At 44.6% G+C, this 15,237-nt stretch carries 12 protein-coding genes and 1 riboswitch; of the genes, 2 read left to right on the top strand and 10 right to left on the bottom strand.

Annotation, left to right across the window (positions count from 1 at the left end; translation table 11 throughout):
• Positions 1-6: 6 nt before the first annotated feature.
• From MTO98_RS01940 to MTO98_RS01895, 10 genes are all read right to left on the bottom strand, one after another.
• Positions 7-3,126 carry an efflux RND transporter permease subunit gene (locus MTO98_RS01940; RefSeq protein WP_158829717.1) on the bottom strand — a complete coding sequence of 1,040 codons (3,120 nt, stop codon included), beginning with the start codon at positions 3,124-3,126 and terminating at the stop codon, positions 7-9.
• Between the two features lie 6 nt (positions 3,127-3,132).
• Positions 3,133-4,047, bottom strand: a complete 915-nt coding sequence (locus tag MTO98_RS01935) for an efflux RND transporter periplasmic adaptor subunit (protein ID WP_158829715.1) — start codon at positions 4,045-4,047, stop codon at positions 3,133-3,135.
• A 5-nt stretch (positions 4,048-4,052) separates the two neighbouring features.
• Positions 4,053-5,336 carry a TolC family protein gene (locus MTO98_RS01930; protein WP_213489364.1) on the bottom strand — a complete coding sequence of 428 codons (1,284 nt, stop codon included), beginning with the start codon at positions 5,334-5,336 and terminating at the stop codon, positions 4,053-4,055.
• 5 nt (positions 5,337-5,341) lie between these two features.
• Positions 5,342-6,313 (bottom strand): YncE family protein, encoded by a 972-nt coding sequence (locus MTO98_RS01925; RefSeq protein ID WP_213489365.1) that lies wholly within the window; start codon positions 6,311-6,313, stop codon positions 5,342-5,344.
• 56 nt (positions 6,314-6,369) lie between these two features.
• Positions 6,370-7,629, bottom strand: coding sequence for a sensor histidine kinase KdpD (locus MTO98_RS01920; protein WP_243484997.1), 1,260 nt, complete (start codon positions 7,627-7,629; stop codon positions 6,370-6,372).
• On the bottom strand, positions 7,613-8,302 hold the full coding sequence (locus tag MTO98_RS01915; RefSeq protein ID WP_158829707.1) for a response regulator transcription factor: 690 nt from the start codon (positions 8,300-8,302) through the stop codon (positions 7,613-7,615). Before MTO98_RS01915 ends, MTO98_RS01920 begins: the two co-directional genes overlap by 17 nt.
• An 83-nt stretch (positions 8,303-8,385) precedes the next feature.
• Positions 8,386-8,547, bottom strand: a complete 162-nt coding sequence (locus tag MTO98_RS01910) for a hypothetical protein (RefSeq protein ID WP_243484996.1) — start codon at positions 8,545-8,547, stop codon at positions 8,386-8,388.
• Positions 8,544-9,941, bottom strand: a complete 1,398-nt coding sequence (locus tag MTO98_RS01905; RefSeq protein WP_158829705.1) for a voltage-gated chloride channel family protein — start codon at positions 9,939-9,941, stop codon at positions 8,544-8,546. Before MTO98_RS01905 ends, MTO98_RS01910 begins: the two co-directional genes overlap by 4 nt.
• 7 nt (positions 9,942-9,948) lie before the next feature.
• On the bottom strand, positions 9,949-11,226 hold the full coding sequence (gene eno / locus MTO98_RS01900) for a phosphopyruvate hydratase (RefSeq protein ID WP_158829703.1): 1,278 nt from the start codon (positions 11,224-11,226) through the stop codon (positions 9,949-9,951).
• A gap of 359 nt (positions 11,227-11,585) precedes the next feature.
• Positions 11,586-11,651, bottom strand: a riboswitch (Fluoride riboswitch).
• A gap of 173 nt (positions 11,652-11,824) precedes the next feature.
• Positions 11,825-11,980 (bottom strand): hypothetical protein, encoded by a 156-nt coding sequence (locus MTO98_RS01895; protein ID WP_158829701.1) that lies wholly within the window; start codon positions 11,978-11,980, stop codon positions 11,825-11,827.
• A 198-nt stretch (positions 11,981-12,178) separates the two neighbouring features.
• Between MTO98_RS01895 and MTO98_RS01890 the strand changes: the two genes are divergently transcribed.
• Together MTO98_RS01890 and MTO98_RS01885 are read left to right on the top strand one after the other, a co-directional pair.
• Entirely contained in the window at positions 12,179-13,639 is a 1,461-nt protein-coding gene (locus MTO98_RS01890) for a Fic family protein (RefSeq protein ID WP_243484995.1), read from the top strand.
• Positions 13,640-13,846: 207 nt separating this feature from the next.
• On the top strand, positions 13,847-15,040 hold the full coding sequence (locus MTO98_RS01885) for a sulfite oxidase (RefSeq protein WP_158829697.1): 1,194 nt from the start codon (positions 13,847-13,849) through the stop codon (positions 15,038-15,040).
• Positions 15,041-15,237 lie beyond the last annotated feature (197 nt).

Raw genomic sequence — 15,237 nt, 5'->3', positions numbered from 1 at the left:
GTGATTTTAAATTTTATTGGTTTTTAGATGCTTTCGGTAGCCAAGCCTGATCAGGGAAGGAAATACAAAAAGCAATAAAGGCAGCGCTGCTAAAAAACCACCAATAACGGCAACTGCTAACGGCTGCTGCATCTGAGCACCTAAGCCAATACCCAGGGCCAACGGCATCAACGCCAGAATGGCACCGATGGCAGTCATTAACTTAGGGCGGATACGCAAGCTTATCGCGTAATTGATGGACGTATCTACGTCGCCAGAATCTGACAGGTTGAACCGGAATTGGTTAAGCGTAAAAATGGCGTTCTCGGCGATAATACCGACGATCATGATTATCCCAGTATAGCTGCTTACATTTAACGGAATATTGACCAGGTAGAGGGCCAAAATGCTGCCGCATATTCCAAGAACCGAGATCAGGATGACAAGACCGGCCAGGAACCAATCTCTGAATAGAAATAGTAATACCGCAAACACCAATACCACGGCAAGTCCAAGGATCAGCAGTAGTTCATTGAAAGATCGCTGCTGTTCCGAATATGCGCCGCCGTAGCTGATAAAATAACCTTTAGGCAAATTCAATCCGGCTGAGAGTTTTTGTTGTATCTCTTTGATCGCACTGCCAAGATCGCGGCCGTCCAACCGGGCTGTTAAAATAATGTTGGATTTAAGATCTTCGCGCGTTTGCTGCACCTCGCCGGGCAAGACATTGACCGTGCAGAAAAAAGACAATGGCCGTGTTTGTCCGTTTGGCAAAAAGATAAGCTGCTTTTTGAGGTGTTCAAGGTCATTGTCCTTAAAATTGGTAAAGCGCAGTAATATCTTGCGCATCTGCTGCCCGTCCTGCAAATCGCCGATCTGTATACCCCCTGTCAGCGCAGCCTGTGAGGCCGAGGGCTCCGCAATGGCAGCGTTCATGCCCAACGGTACGCCCCCGGTATATGCCGATAATTGCATCTGGAAATCGGTCAGGGAAATTTTGAACAGGTCCAGTTTGTCCTGATCAGGAACGAATTCCAGCGAGGGGCCGGCAGGGATCAAGCCATCGTCAAGGTCGGCCACACCGCTGATCTTTTGCAAAATACCAGTCGCTCGTTTATCCAGTTCCTGAAGTTTGGTATAGTCATCACCGAATATCTTGATCTCGATCGGTGCAGGTGTGCTCATCAGGTCGCCAAGCAGGTCGGAAATACGCTGGCCGAAAGAGATGTGCATCAGCGGCACATGTGCAGCTATTTTATCCCGGAGCTCGCTGATCACTTCGTCTGTAGTTTTATTTCTATCTTTTTTAAGCTGAATAGAATAGTCGCCAAAGTTAGGCTGCGTAGTTTTAAAGGCCATCTTAACACCTGTACGACGGGAATAGGTTTCCACTTCGGGCTGTGCCGTAACGATCTTTTCCATCTGCCGGCATAGCCGGTCTGTTTCTTCTAATGAAGTGCCTGCGGGCGAAAAATAGTCCAGTACGATAGTTCCTTCATCCAGGTTCGGTAAAAAACCAGTTTCCAGTTTAGCGGATGCGATGTAGGCAGACAGGCCCAGTAACGCAATAAACAACAGCGCAAATACTGGTTTTTTAAAGGTGCGTGTTAGCCAGGAAAGCTTATCGTTCGTGAAGTCGTTATGTTGATGTTCACTGCCTTTATGCGGCCGGTAACCTACCACCAGGTGCAAGACCGGCAGAAGAAGCCAGGTAACCAGGAACGAGCATACCAAAGTGATCTGCATGGTATCAGATAGTTCTTTAAAAAAGCTACCTGCCAGTCCGCTCATCAGCCTGAACGGGAAGAAGATGACGATGGTTGCAAGTGAGGAACCGATCATAGCGGGGAACAAGGCCTTGATCGCATCTATCACCACATCAAAAATATTTTTTTCGGGATATTCTTCATGTTCCCGATGTATCTGTTCAATGATGACGATGGCATCATCGATGATCAGTCCCACCGAGGCAGCGATAGCTCCAAGCGACATAATGTTAATGGTGATACCGGCCAGGTAAAGTACCGTGATGGTAAAGCCCAGCGTAACAGGTATGGATAGCATCACCGCCAAACTTGACCTCCAGGATCTCAAAAAGAAGATCATGACGATAACGGCAAGGATCAATCCTTCGTAGATCGTTTTGATCACGCTGTGAATACTATCGCCTACAAAAGCGCTTTGGTCGTAATATGGCGTAAGTTCATAATCGTCGGGTAAAGCTTTACGTACTTCGTCGGCTTTTGCAGCCGCATCTTTTGCAAAGTCAATAAGGTTTACTCCGGGCTGCTTAACCAAGTCTATCTGAATGGCGTTCTTTCCGTTAGCGTTGACAATAACAAATTCCTGTTGCTCCTGCACATCTACAGTGGCAAAATCGCGAAGTTTGATCAGTCTTGCGCCATCATTACGAATGGTCAGGTTAGAAAGGCCGTCTACATCCATTACACGAGTATCCGTGAGGGTTAGGTACATCCGGTTAAAATCAGCCAGGTTACCATTGGAAAGGACGTAGTTATTGTTGGCAAATGCTGTTTTAACTTCAGATGGTGTGACACCCAATGCAGACATTTTAACGGCATCGGGTATGATGACGAACTCTTTGGAACGTCCGCCTCTTGTCACCACATTAGCGATGCCTTTGATCCTTGAAAATATGGGCCGCAATGTAAGGTAGGCCTGGTCTTTTAAAGCGACTTGCCCATGGGATTTGCTGGATAGCGTATAGCCATATACGGGGAAAAGCGATTGGTTCATCGCTTCGATGGACATGTTGATGCCAGGCGGCAAAAAGTTTTTGATCTCATTCACCCGGCTCTCCATCTGTGTTTTTTGTGCGTAAGTATCCAGGCCCCAGTCAAAATAAACATCTATGGTTACGCTGCCCCGGCTGGTACTGCTTTTTACAATAGTTACACCCCGAACTTTTTTAACCGCGCTCTCTAAGGGTTTGGTCACCGTCAGCATCATCCGGTCAATGGGTAATTGACCTGCCTCGGCAATGATGGACACACGCGGGAACAGCACCTCGGGAAAGAGGTTGGTTTGCATATGCGTATAGCAATAGATGCCCGCAGCCAATAATATGGCACCCACGAATAAGATAGGGCGGGAAAACTGCCGGAAATAATTTTTCTTTTCTGTCATGTCCGGTTATTTAGTAACAGTTACCAAGGCAGTGTCGGCTAAACCATAATTACCAGTGATCAGGATCTTATCACCTTTTTGAAATGTGGGAGAAAGGATCTCAATAGACGCATTATTCTTACTGCCGGTCTTTATCGGGACTTTTACTGCTGTGCTGTCATTAACCAATTTCATTACCCAAAAATTTTTCAGTAGCTCGTCGCTAACCACGCATGACTTGGGAAGTATTTGCTGGTTTCCCGGTGCAGAGCGATCAAAGGAAACCTTCGCCAGCAAATTTTCGGGCAAGAATAGATCCTGATCGGGCCGGGCAAGCAAAACTTGTGTTTGTTCGGTCGCGTTCATGGTAGCCAGTGGCGTGGTAATGGTAGCTTTATATACCGTGTTATCGGGAAGGGTGATCAAACATTTCTTGCCCGGTTTAACCAGATTTGCATATTCATAAGGGACGTTGACCTGGAAAGCCAGATCATTACTGGCGGCGATCGTGCAAAGCTGGGTACCCTCCAGTACGTACTCCCCGGTTTGCTGCTTATCAAATGTGGTAATGATACCCGAAGCCGGCGCAGTGACGGTGATCAGTCCGAAGTTTTTTAGTGATGGGTCTACTTTTTTAATATCCGAACCCAATGCTTTACGCTCCTTAGATTCCAATAAATAAAGCGGCTGCCCTTTCCGCACATGATCGCCTAACTTAACATAGACACTGGTAATAAATGCTGCGATGGAGGAGGTAACCATGTTTCTTTTAAGGTAAACCGAAGTGCCGGAAAGCACCAGGTCATCACTGATGGTACCAACCCCGATCCGGGTTATCTGAACAGCGGTTTTTGGCCTGGCTTCGTTAGCCGGAGCAGTGTTATTGCTGTGGCAGGCGGCGAGTGCCAGCAAAAGGCTTAAAAGAATGATGTAATTTTTCATAAGCATTACCAATTCCAGTAATTATAGGCGTTGATCAATAAGTTTCGGTTGGTTTCCAGTTGCAGCAGGTCACGCTGTGCTGTTGTGCGGTTCTTCAGAACATTAATAAAATCGATCACCGACAGCTGGGCCTGGATGATCTGTGTGCGGTAGCTACTTAGAAGAGACTCGTAATCGCTCAGCTGTTTTTGCTGGTTTTTTACCCTGCCATCGTAGGACATCAGTTCATCCAGCGCCTGCTTTTTACGAAGATCATTTTGCAGTTGCGCGGTACTTTTATTAAAAGCGACGGATCGCAGCTGTAGCGTCGTTTTACGACGGCTGATCTCTTTCTGATGTCCATCCAGGATGCTCCATGTCAGGCTTAAACCTGCGGCCAGCCCGAAACGATCATAAACATTATTGAAATGTGTGGCATTAAGCCCCGTATTGCCAAAAACACTTATTTGCGGCCGGTATTTGGTTTCAAAAGCATTTTGGGTCGCAACCAGACCAAGGCTATCCAGCCTGAATTTTTCCAGGTATGCGGATCGGTCAACCGGTGTTTTTAATTTTAGTTCCAACGCGGCCAATTCCACCTCCGTTGTATCACGGCTGCCGCTCATGATCCTCAATTCCAGCAGGTTCTTGTGATAAGCTGCCTGATAGGTCAGTAAAATATTCTGGTTGTTTTCGTATTCGATATTTAATAAGATCAGGTCGGAGTTTTTAAGCAAACTGGCATTCACAAGTTTTTTGACGATCAGCCGCTGCTGGTCTATGATCTTCATATTGGCGGTGGAATTACTTACCTGCTTTTTATCGAGCAGGCATAAAATGTATTGATCAGTAATGGCCTTTTCCAGATCGTGCCTGGTTAACTTTACAGTGTTTTGATCGATCTGTGCGTTAACCAGCGACTGCGCTGCCAAAATATCGGCCCGCCGGCCTGCAAACAAAGGTTGGTTCGCCACCAGTAATCCTTGTAAGCTTCCGCCATTGGTTGTACCAAGGTCGTATCCGTAATAATTGGTAGCGCCGCTGGAATTAATATCAAAGCCCTTGTGTCCGGCATCGGTAACATATACCGGGGCGAAGAGATAATTAGCATTAAGGCTCAGTTGTAATTTGGTGGTTAATGCGCGTATCCGTTCTGCTTCTGCCTGATTGACCACTTGCTGATTCCTGGCATTATTGAGCAGTGGGCTATTGGTATAACTCAGCTCAAGGAAATCATCCAACTTTGACTGCGCCTTTAGTGATCCTGAGAAAAGGCACATTAGTATAAAAAAGATGAATAGGTATCTCATAGTCATTACATCGGTTGGTAGATCCGGATCGCGGCAGGTTGATCGCTCGTCTGAGGCTCTGCGAGCACATAGCGATTGATCTGGGGGATGAATAATGACGTACCTGCACCAACCCGCGTTGTTAACTGGCCAATGCTGGCCAAGCGTTGTTTATCAACCCCAATGATATCTATAAACCCTTCGCCACAAGACACATAAAGCTGTTGACGCTTTGGGTCAAGATAAATGCCATCCACATCTTTATGTATGGATATTGAGCCTGCTTGCTTTTCGCTTGAAACATCGTATACAACCAAACGACCACCAGCACATCCTATATAGAGTAGCTGGTGTTCGCGGTCAAGCACCATAGGCACATTGTCGTTTAATGGGGATACCTTCCATTTGGCAATGATCTTCGACGTTTTGCGGTCGATCACCTGCACCATCCCTTTACCCGGTACATTAACATAGATGCACTGGGCGGTCAATTCAAACTGTTTGGGGAAGCCCGCCAGCGGGATCTGTCCAATGATCGTTTGCTGCCGCAGGTCGATAATTCCGATAGCGCCGAAAGTATCGCCAACACCTACAAAAAGCTGATGTGTTTGGGCATCATACCTTAAATTATTGCATTTTTCCCGGAAAGTATAAGTTTTAACGGTTTGAAAGTTATGGCTGTCAACAGCGCTAACCTTACCATCTTTACCCGTTGCTACATAAAGCAACCCTGTTTCATGATCGAAAAAGCACCACTTGGGTTCATTAAAGCCAGACAGGCTTTTGATCAATTTACCCTTTTGCAGATCGATCACTTCCACTGAATGATCGTCCTGAGCTGAAAGAAAAAGGCGATGACCACCAATATCATAAGCCATCAGGTCAAAGCTTCCTTTAACGGCTGGAAGGGTTATCGTACGGACTAATTTGAGCTTTTCCTGTGCATTTGCTGCACCTGTTAATAATAAAAATGATAGCAGTAAACCATATCTTTTCATAATGTCGCTTTAACCAGATCAAATGTGGCCGGACATTCTGAAAAATTTCTGAAATGCTAAAAAACGATAGCGAATTGGTGCTTCTGTTCCCTGAACTGATAGTGTAACTTCAACTGATAAAGCTGGCTGATCTCGTGAGCTATGGCCAAACCCAGACCAACGCCCTGGCGATTAGTGTTCTTTTTTCCGAACCGGGAAAACAGTTGGCTATGATCGAACGAAAGCGGTGTACCCGATTTTTCGATCAAAAAACAATGATCGGTAATGGCAATATGGATATGTCCTTTCGCGGGTGTGTGATGAACGGCATTGGTGATGAGGTTGGAGAGTAATATTTCTATCAGGACCGGGTGTCCCTGCAGCATTCTATCTGCATTCAGATAAACAGAAAGGCTGATCGGTTTGTCATCGATCAATGCCTGAAGGTGGTCAAGTATCTTGGCTACGGCCGTTTTTATGCTCACTTCAACCAGGTCAGGGAATTGTTGATTTTCTATTCTGGATAACAATAGCAAACTCTGGTTTAAATGTGTTAAACGCTCAATTACCTCATATGATGATTGCAGGTGATGCGCTTGCTCTCTGGTTAGGCCCTGGGATTGAAGCAGCAGATCAAGTTTAGACTGTAAAATGGCCACAGGTGTTTGCATTTCGTGCGAGGCGTTCTCAATAAAGTTTTTTTGATCTGAGTAGGTCTTTTGATTTTTATTGACCAATTCGTTCACTACCCTGTTCAACTGGTCGAACTCCATGACCCCCGAATCCGTATAGATCAAGGTTTGCTCTTTATCAACCTCATAGTTTTGAAGCCAGTCAATGATCTGGTCAAATGGGCTCCATATTTTTTTAGATATATTCCTGTTGATCAGTAGCCATCCGATGAAAAGGATGATCAGCAAGATTCCTTGTACTTCAGCAATGCCAACAATGAGATCCTGGCTTTCGACTAAAGATCGGCGAATAGTAGCACGATATCTTCTATGATTCACTTGCAGCGATGTTGCCAGTTCGCGGTATGGTTCCATTTCATGCGCTAAGGTGTCCAGATACAGTTTGGGGTAAATAGAATCGCGGAGTGGTGGCGCAGATGCCCCGATCTTAACATCGTTATCCATAGCCAGCCATAGTGCAATGTCCCGCTCGCTCTGTAACTTTTTAGTCCTGATGATCAACTCCTCTTTCCGTAACCTTAAAGCATCATCTATATCCTGATAATACAATTGCTCGATCACAAAATAAAAAAGGGGGATGCTCACCAGCAGTACAACAATGGCGTAACCCAGCAGTATCCTGGAGGTTTTAGTCAATAGCTTCATCGCAGTCAAGTTTATAACCTACACCATAAATGGTTTTAATGTAGTCACGGCAGCCCGCATCGGTCAATTTCTTTTTCAGGTTTTTCATATGGGCATACACTACATCGTAACTACGGAAATAGCCACTTTCATTTTGGGACAGGTGCTGTGAAATGGCCGATTTTGAGATAATACGTTTTCTGTTGGAGATCAGAAACAACAGCAGGTCTAATTCTTTCTTGTTTAATACAAGTGCTTTATCATGCACAAATACCATTTTATCTTCGACTTGTACACGCAGTTCATTATGCACAAAAACTTCAGCGCCACTAAAATTTCGGCGGCGGATGATCGCATGTAGCCTGGCGCTTAATTCTGCCAGATGGAATGGTTTAGCCAGGTAATCATCAGCACCAAGCTTAAGGCCGTTTAATTTATTATCCAATTCATTGAAAGCTGAAACGATTATTACGCCATCATCTTTTTTAAGCTTTTTTATCAATTTAACAAGATCAAAACCGTTACCGCCAGGTAGTGAGATGTCAAGTATGATACAATCAAAAATATCATTTATGATTTTTTCACAGGCGGTTTCGTAGTCATTAGCTACTTCGCAGCGGTAGCTCTGACCGGTCAGGAACAAACGGATGCTTTGCAACAGTTCCGGCTCATCTTCAACGATCAATATTTTCATAATTAAAAAAACTTTATTTCCACTAATAGGCGAAAGCTATATAAAAAACAGAAAAGCATCAGCCTTTAGCGCGTTATACTCCCTCAGTTATGCTTCCGATTAGCAGACGGTTCAATCCTTTTCAACCCTGTGTTCCCGCCATGATCATTTCTGTGGTGTAAAAGCCCTTCCGGCCGTACTTTTCCTTTGGCTGCACGTATCTGTAGTTTTCCAAAAGCCTGTTCAACTATCGCCGCTTTACTCATGATTTTTCTTTTTTAAAAGAGATCCGGTATTTGCTTAATTTCCGGTGTAAATAGCCTCTTCGCGTCATAGCTTCTGAAAGCGTAGCCTCATGGGCATAGTGATCATCGGATATTTTAGGAACAGCAATGCGCTGCGCACTGTAGATGCCTGAATGCCCACTAAAGATATATGCGGTAAAACAAGCTACGGCAAATAGTAGCGCATGTTCACCACCAAAAAGCTCGATACCCATAAAAGTACAGGCAAGTGGTGTATTTGTAGCACCGGCAAACACTGCGATAAATCCCAATGCGGCAAAAAGGCTTACAGGGGCATTTAACACTATCGATAATGTATTTCCTAATGTTGCCCCAATATAAAATAGCGGGGTAACTTCACCTCCCTTAAACCCGGTGCCTAAAGTTACGGTGGTGTAGATGGTTTTCCAGAGCCAGCTCCAGGTATCCGAGCCGCCGTTGTGGAAAGCTGAGGGGATAGTTACTGCCCCAGGATGCTCCGCATCAATACCTAAACCTAAATAATCAGGCTTGCCGTTAATAAAATAAAGGCCGATGATAAGCAGGCCGCCAAATACCGGGATCATCCATTTATGCTTAAAAAGTTTAACGCAGATAGTCTTGATCTCATGCACCATGCCGGCAAAAAGATAACTTGCCAGTCCAAATGCCGCGGATGCCAGGATAACCTTTAATAACAACAACAGATCAAAATGAAACAGATCGGACACTATAAGCGGCGCATAGGCCGGTAGGGTGTCGATGTGGTAATGCACATGGGTAACATGCCAGGCGGATACGGTCATATCGCCGACAACAGCAGCGATCAAGGCAGGAATTAATGCGTCATATTGTATCTTACCGATAGTGAGCACTTCCATCGCGAATATAGCACCAGTAACAGGGGTGCCAAAGACAGCGCCGAAACCTGCTGCCATACCGGCGGTTAATATCATACGCATATCGGGGCCTTTCAATTTGAACCAGCTACCAAACATAGAAGCGATACTGCCGCCTATCTGCACCGCAGTACCCTCACGTCCGGCTGAGCCACCAAATAAATGAGTGATAACTGTGGTGATCAGAATAATAGGGGCCATGCGTTTAGGTACACCTCCACCCGCTTCATGGATCTGTTCCATGATCAGATTATTTCCTTTTTCAGAGGATTTACCTACCGATTGATATATGAAATGAATAAGTATCCCGGCTAATGGCAACAGGAAGAGCAGCCAAAAATGCGCGAAGCGAAAATGAATGGCGGCGCCCAAAAGCCATAAAAAGAAAGCGATCATACTGCCGACCATCAGCGCTATAGGGATTACCAGCACCGTCCATTTAAAGAGCTGTTTTAGGATGGCGTAATGTTCTTTCAGGTTTATCGTATTGTCGTCCATTTTCCGATCATATTTTAAAAGTTTCTATTCCAGCGAACGACGCTTTAGCGCCTAATTCTTCTTCTATACGTAGTAACTGATTGAATTTAGCGATCCGCTCGGAACGGCACCCGCTACCGGTTTTGATGTGCCCCGCGTTAGTAGCTACTACGAGATCTGCGATGGTTGTATCTTCGGTTTCACCGCTCCTGTGAGAGATGAAGCAGTTATAATTATTTGCCTGTGCCAGTTTCACAGCTTCCAGCGTTTCCGTAATGGTGCCGATCTGATTTAATTTGATCAACACACTGTTACCAATACCCTCCTTGATCCCTTCGGTGATGATGGCAGGATTAGTGCAGAAGATATCGTCACCCACCAGTTCAACTATATTACCTAAAGCAGCTGTCATTTGTTTCCAGCCCTTCCAGTCATTCTCGCCCAGTCCATCTTCTAATAATACAATTGGATACTGCTTGATCCACCTATCCCACAACATAACCAATTCTTCGGTAGTGATCTGACGCTGATCGCTTTTATAAAACAGGTATTTACCGTTTTGCCACATCTCGCTGGTGGCGGGGTCAAGGCAAATTGAGATATCCGCGCCCGGTTTGTACCCCGCTTTCTGAATAGCTTCCAGTATCACCTCCATTGCTTCTTCGTTAGATTTTAAATTTGGGGCGAAACCGCCTTCATCACCTACACCGGTATAGTAACCTTTGCTTTTAAGGAGGCTGCGCAAGCTATGAAATACTTCTTCCCCCATACGGATGCTTTCCTTAAAGGACGGCGCATTGTGCGGAGCGATCATGAATTCCTGGAAATCGATATTATTATCAGCATGTCTGCCGCCGTTGATAACATTCATGCACGGAACAGGCATTGTATAAATATCTCTTTCGATCAGCTGACGATATAGAGGGATGTTTTTTGAAACAGACTGTACACGCGCAAAAGCAATAGAGGCGGCCAAAATTGCATTGGCTCCTAATCGTGATTTATTTTCAGTACCATCCAACTTAATAAGCAACTCGTCAAATGTTTTCTGGTCAACAAACTCCGTGGCCGACATAACTTCTGCAACCTCGCCATTCATTTGAGCGACGGCCTTTTCGACACCTTTCCCGTTATAGCGTTTAGCGTCGCCATCACGCAGTTCAACCGCTTCCTTTTCTCCGGTACTGGCGCCTGATGGTGATATTCCCCTTGCTTTTGCCCCGTTTTCGAGTTCAATCTCAGCCTCCACTGTAGGGTTGCCACGCGAATCCAAGATTTCTCTCGCTTTAAATTGTTTGATTTTCATATATTAAGATATTTAAGATTTATCAATGTGATACAGACACACCAGGCAATAAAAAGGATCGCAACAGCCAAAATGGTCCCCACGGGCCGGGTACGCGCAAAGATCAGTACGAAAATAGCTGACAGTATCATGCCCCCGCTGATTTCTGTTAAGAGCTGAAGTAATTTATTGTGTCCGCCACCTGAAAAAGAATTGATGAGGATGAAGCTCTCCGCTTTACCAAGGCTTAGCCCAAAAAGGAATAATGGCACCAGGTAGCAACCTAAACCGGCAGAATTTTGCTTAATAATGTAAAAGAGAGACGCTGATCTTTTCACCTACAAATAATTTTACGCGCAAAACCTGCATGGTCTTGTGCAATATTTGTAGACGTCATCAGCACGAGGCGGTTATTTTAAACGGAAGACATCATTTCCGTTTTAAGATGAACAAAGATATATATTAATACTGTAATATACTAATGGCCTGAGTATTAATTAAAAACCGTCATTTAGATAAAGGATGGAGAATGGTCCCTTTTTCACCCCTATCCGCAAAGATATCCCGCCGCCGGGATAAAAAGTCAAGGCTATACAAGCGTGGCTCGGGTTGTCCGCTTTCAGCGGATGCGCCACGGCCTTGACATTTTAACCGGCTCGCGCGGTTGGTTGCTTAAGCGATGAATAAGGAATGGTGAGTTCAATTGCATGGCGGCCAGCGAGAAGAAGTCTATTAATTTTGAAGTCTCTATTTCATTATACGCATAGATAGACATACTATAAAAATTTATTTAGGGTGAGATTTTTGTCAAAAAACGCCATTTAGGGTGAAATTTTTGCTTTTTAGGGGTTGTTTCATTAGTTTAGGGTGAAATTTTTGCAGCATTTTGATTATGGATAAGAGTTTGCCATTGCATTTACAGGAAATTATTTTTTCAAGCAGTGAACCGGGCCTAAGCAGGCAGATCGGCCAATTGGTAAAAGAAAAGAAACTTCGTAAGTTGCTCCCCCGCGTTTATACACCGAATTTTACTGACTCTCCGGAAGAAATTGTCAAAAGAAACCTGTTTTCCATTATCGGCCATTTATATCCGGGAATAATACTAAGTCACCGTTCGGCACTGGAGTTTAAACCAACCAATACCGGTGATATTTTTTTGACTTACAGCTATAAGCGAAAGTCAAAAGTTCCAGGAGTAACCTTAAATATTATGGACGGGCCTCATTATATTGATGGCGACAACCCGCTCACTCTAGGTTTATATGTTTCGCAACAGGCACGGGCGTTTCTCGAAAATTTTCAGGATTCCCGAAAACCCGGACCTGAATCAAAAACTTTAACCATACCTGAACTGGAAGAACGATTGGAAAAGATAGCAAGGGTAAAAGGTGAGGCTGGGTTGAATGAACTAAGAGACAAAGCAAGGGAGATTTCGGGCAGAATAGGGATGGTAAAGGAGTTTAATAAAATGAATAAGCTGATCAGCGCTTTACTGGCAACTGGCCATGCCAACATTTTATCATCGCCCATAGCTATTGCCCGCACATTCGGGCATCCTTATGACCCGAATAGAGTATCACTTTTTGAAAAACTTTTTGTAGAGTTACAGCAGGATGAATTTCCATCTTTACCTGAGGAAAATTCATCAAGTTATACCTTTCGGAATTTTGCATTTTTCGAGGCTTACTTTTCAAACTACATAGAAGGGACAGAATTTGAAATTGGCGAAGCGAAGAAAATCATTCAGACAGAAACACCACTGCCAGCCCGCGACGAGGATTCGCATGATATTTTGGGTACCTATAAGTTGTTGAGCAACTATCAAGAAATGTCAATTATCCCGCAAACTGCAGAACAGTTGCTGCATGTTCTGCAGTATCGCCATAAGATTTTACTTAGTGCCCGTTTATCAAAGAAGCCGGGAGAATTTAAAGATAAGAATAACCGAGCAGGCGATACTTTTTTCGTTGACCAAAGCTTAGTAAAAGGAACGTTGACAAAAGGTTTTGACTTTTATAGGAATTTGAACGATCCTTTTGCAAAAGCAGCCTTCATGATGTTTATGATCAGTGAAGTCCATCCATTTCTGGACGGCAACGGCCGACTGGCTCGGGTGATGATGAATGCAGAATTGGTAAAGGCGGGACAAACCAGGATCATTATACCAACTGTTTACAGGGAAGATTATATGGGAGCGCTACGTAAATTAACACGCCAGCAAATACCATCCGCCTATATTCGTATGTTATCCCGCGCCCAGCAATTCAGTGCGACAATTACTGGTGCAAACATGGATGAAATGCAATATCAGTTACAAAATGCCAATGCTTTTTCAGAGCCGGAAGAAGGAAAACTAACATTTCAACCAGTTATGTACAATAACGAAGTATCAAAGGATGAAGATAAGGAAAGACACAGGGGATTTAAGCGATAAAATATTGATAAAGTTAACGCAATCATCTCTACATGATATACCATGTCAAGGGGATTTATCTTTTCTTATTAGTGTTCGTGCCTGCGTTATGCATATAATTTAAGCAATTAAGAGGCTGAATTATTGGTAACCCTTGAGCCTATTGCCGCAAACAAAATGTAATACCAAACCTTAACTACTTATCACTCAAATCAAAATTGATCAATTATGGACAAAGGGCAAAACAGTGAACCGAACGGCAATGGAAGACGTGCTTTCCTGAAGGGAACGTTTCCTGTCATGGCAACCGCATTCATTCCGGGTATCGCTTTAGCAAAAAACACAAATAACGCAGCTGAACCATCATTCCCGGGCTTGATCATCAGAGAAAAAGAACCGGTCAATTTTGAATTTCCTTTTCCGATGCTATCAAGCGCAATCACGCCAAATAACCAATTCTTCATTCGAACTCATTTTCCCATTCCGAAATTGCAGGCAAAAGAGTGGAAAATGACGATCGGAGGGCATGTTAATAAAGAGATTACACTAACCTATGATGAGTTACGTGCATTGCCTGCTAAAAAAGTGATGGCAACATTGGAATGTGCCGGAAACGGGCGAGCCAACCTGGCTCCAAAGGTGAAAGGCTTATTGTGGGAACAGGGTGCCGTCGGAAACGCAGAATGGACCGGCGTACCACTTTCTGTATTATTAGAAAAGGCCGGGGTAAAGCCGGGAACAGTAGAGATCATTTTGGAAGGCGCAGACAAAGGTGAAGTCTCGGAAGAACCCAAGTCTCCCGGCGCTATCCACTTTGCCAGAAGTTTACCACTTACTAAAGCGATGCAGGCGGAGGTGGTCATTGCCTATCAAATGAATGGAAAAGAGCTTAGCCCGGAGCATGGGTACCCGGTAAGGGCTATCATTCCGGGCTGGTATGGTATGGCTTCCGTAAAATGGCTTACCAAGATAGTAGCAGTGGATAAACCGTTTGAAGGTTATTGGCAAACCCTGGAATATGCTTACTGGAAACGCACTGATGACCAGCCGACACTGACCGCTGTGACCGAGGTACAGGTAAAAGCGGAGATTGCCAGACCGGCTCTAAGTGAGGTGGTGCCCGCTGGAAAAAAATACAGGGTGCATGGTGCTGCCTGGTGCGGAGAAAATGAAGTAGCAAAAGTTGAGGTAAGCTTCGATGAAGGTATAACCTGGCAATCGGCAAAGTTATTAGGCAAGTCCGTTAGGTTCGCATGGCGGCTTTGGGAATATAACTGGCAGGTTCCGACGGGACAACAGCGGCGTAAGTTAATGTCAAGAGCAACGGATAGTAATGGAAATACACAGCCCATGCAGCATGATAAAGATCGGAGAACTTATATGGTAAACAAGATCGTAACGGTTGAAGTGGAAGTGCAATAGAATATTGCCAGGTGAATATCCTATGGTCTATTCTAAACATAAATAATTCCGATAAAATTCAATTTATCTTATTCAACAATAACGCAAAGATAGCCCACCGCAGGGATAAAAAGTCAAGGCTATACAAGCGTGGCGCGGGTTGTCCGCTTTCAGCGGTTGCGCCCCGGCCCTGACAGTTTACCCGGCTAGCGCTTTTG

This window comes from Mucilaginibacter sp. SMC90 (genome assembly GCF_022811725.1).
Lineage (GTDB): Bacteria > Bacteroidota > Bacteroidia > Sphingobacteriales > Sphingobacteriaceae > Mucilaginibacter.
The sequence above is the reverse complement of the archived record's forward strand: the minus strand, read 5'-3'. Positions and strand labels throughout refer to the sequence as shown.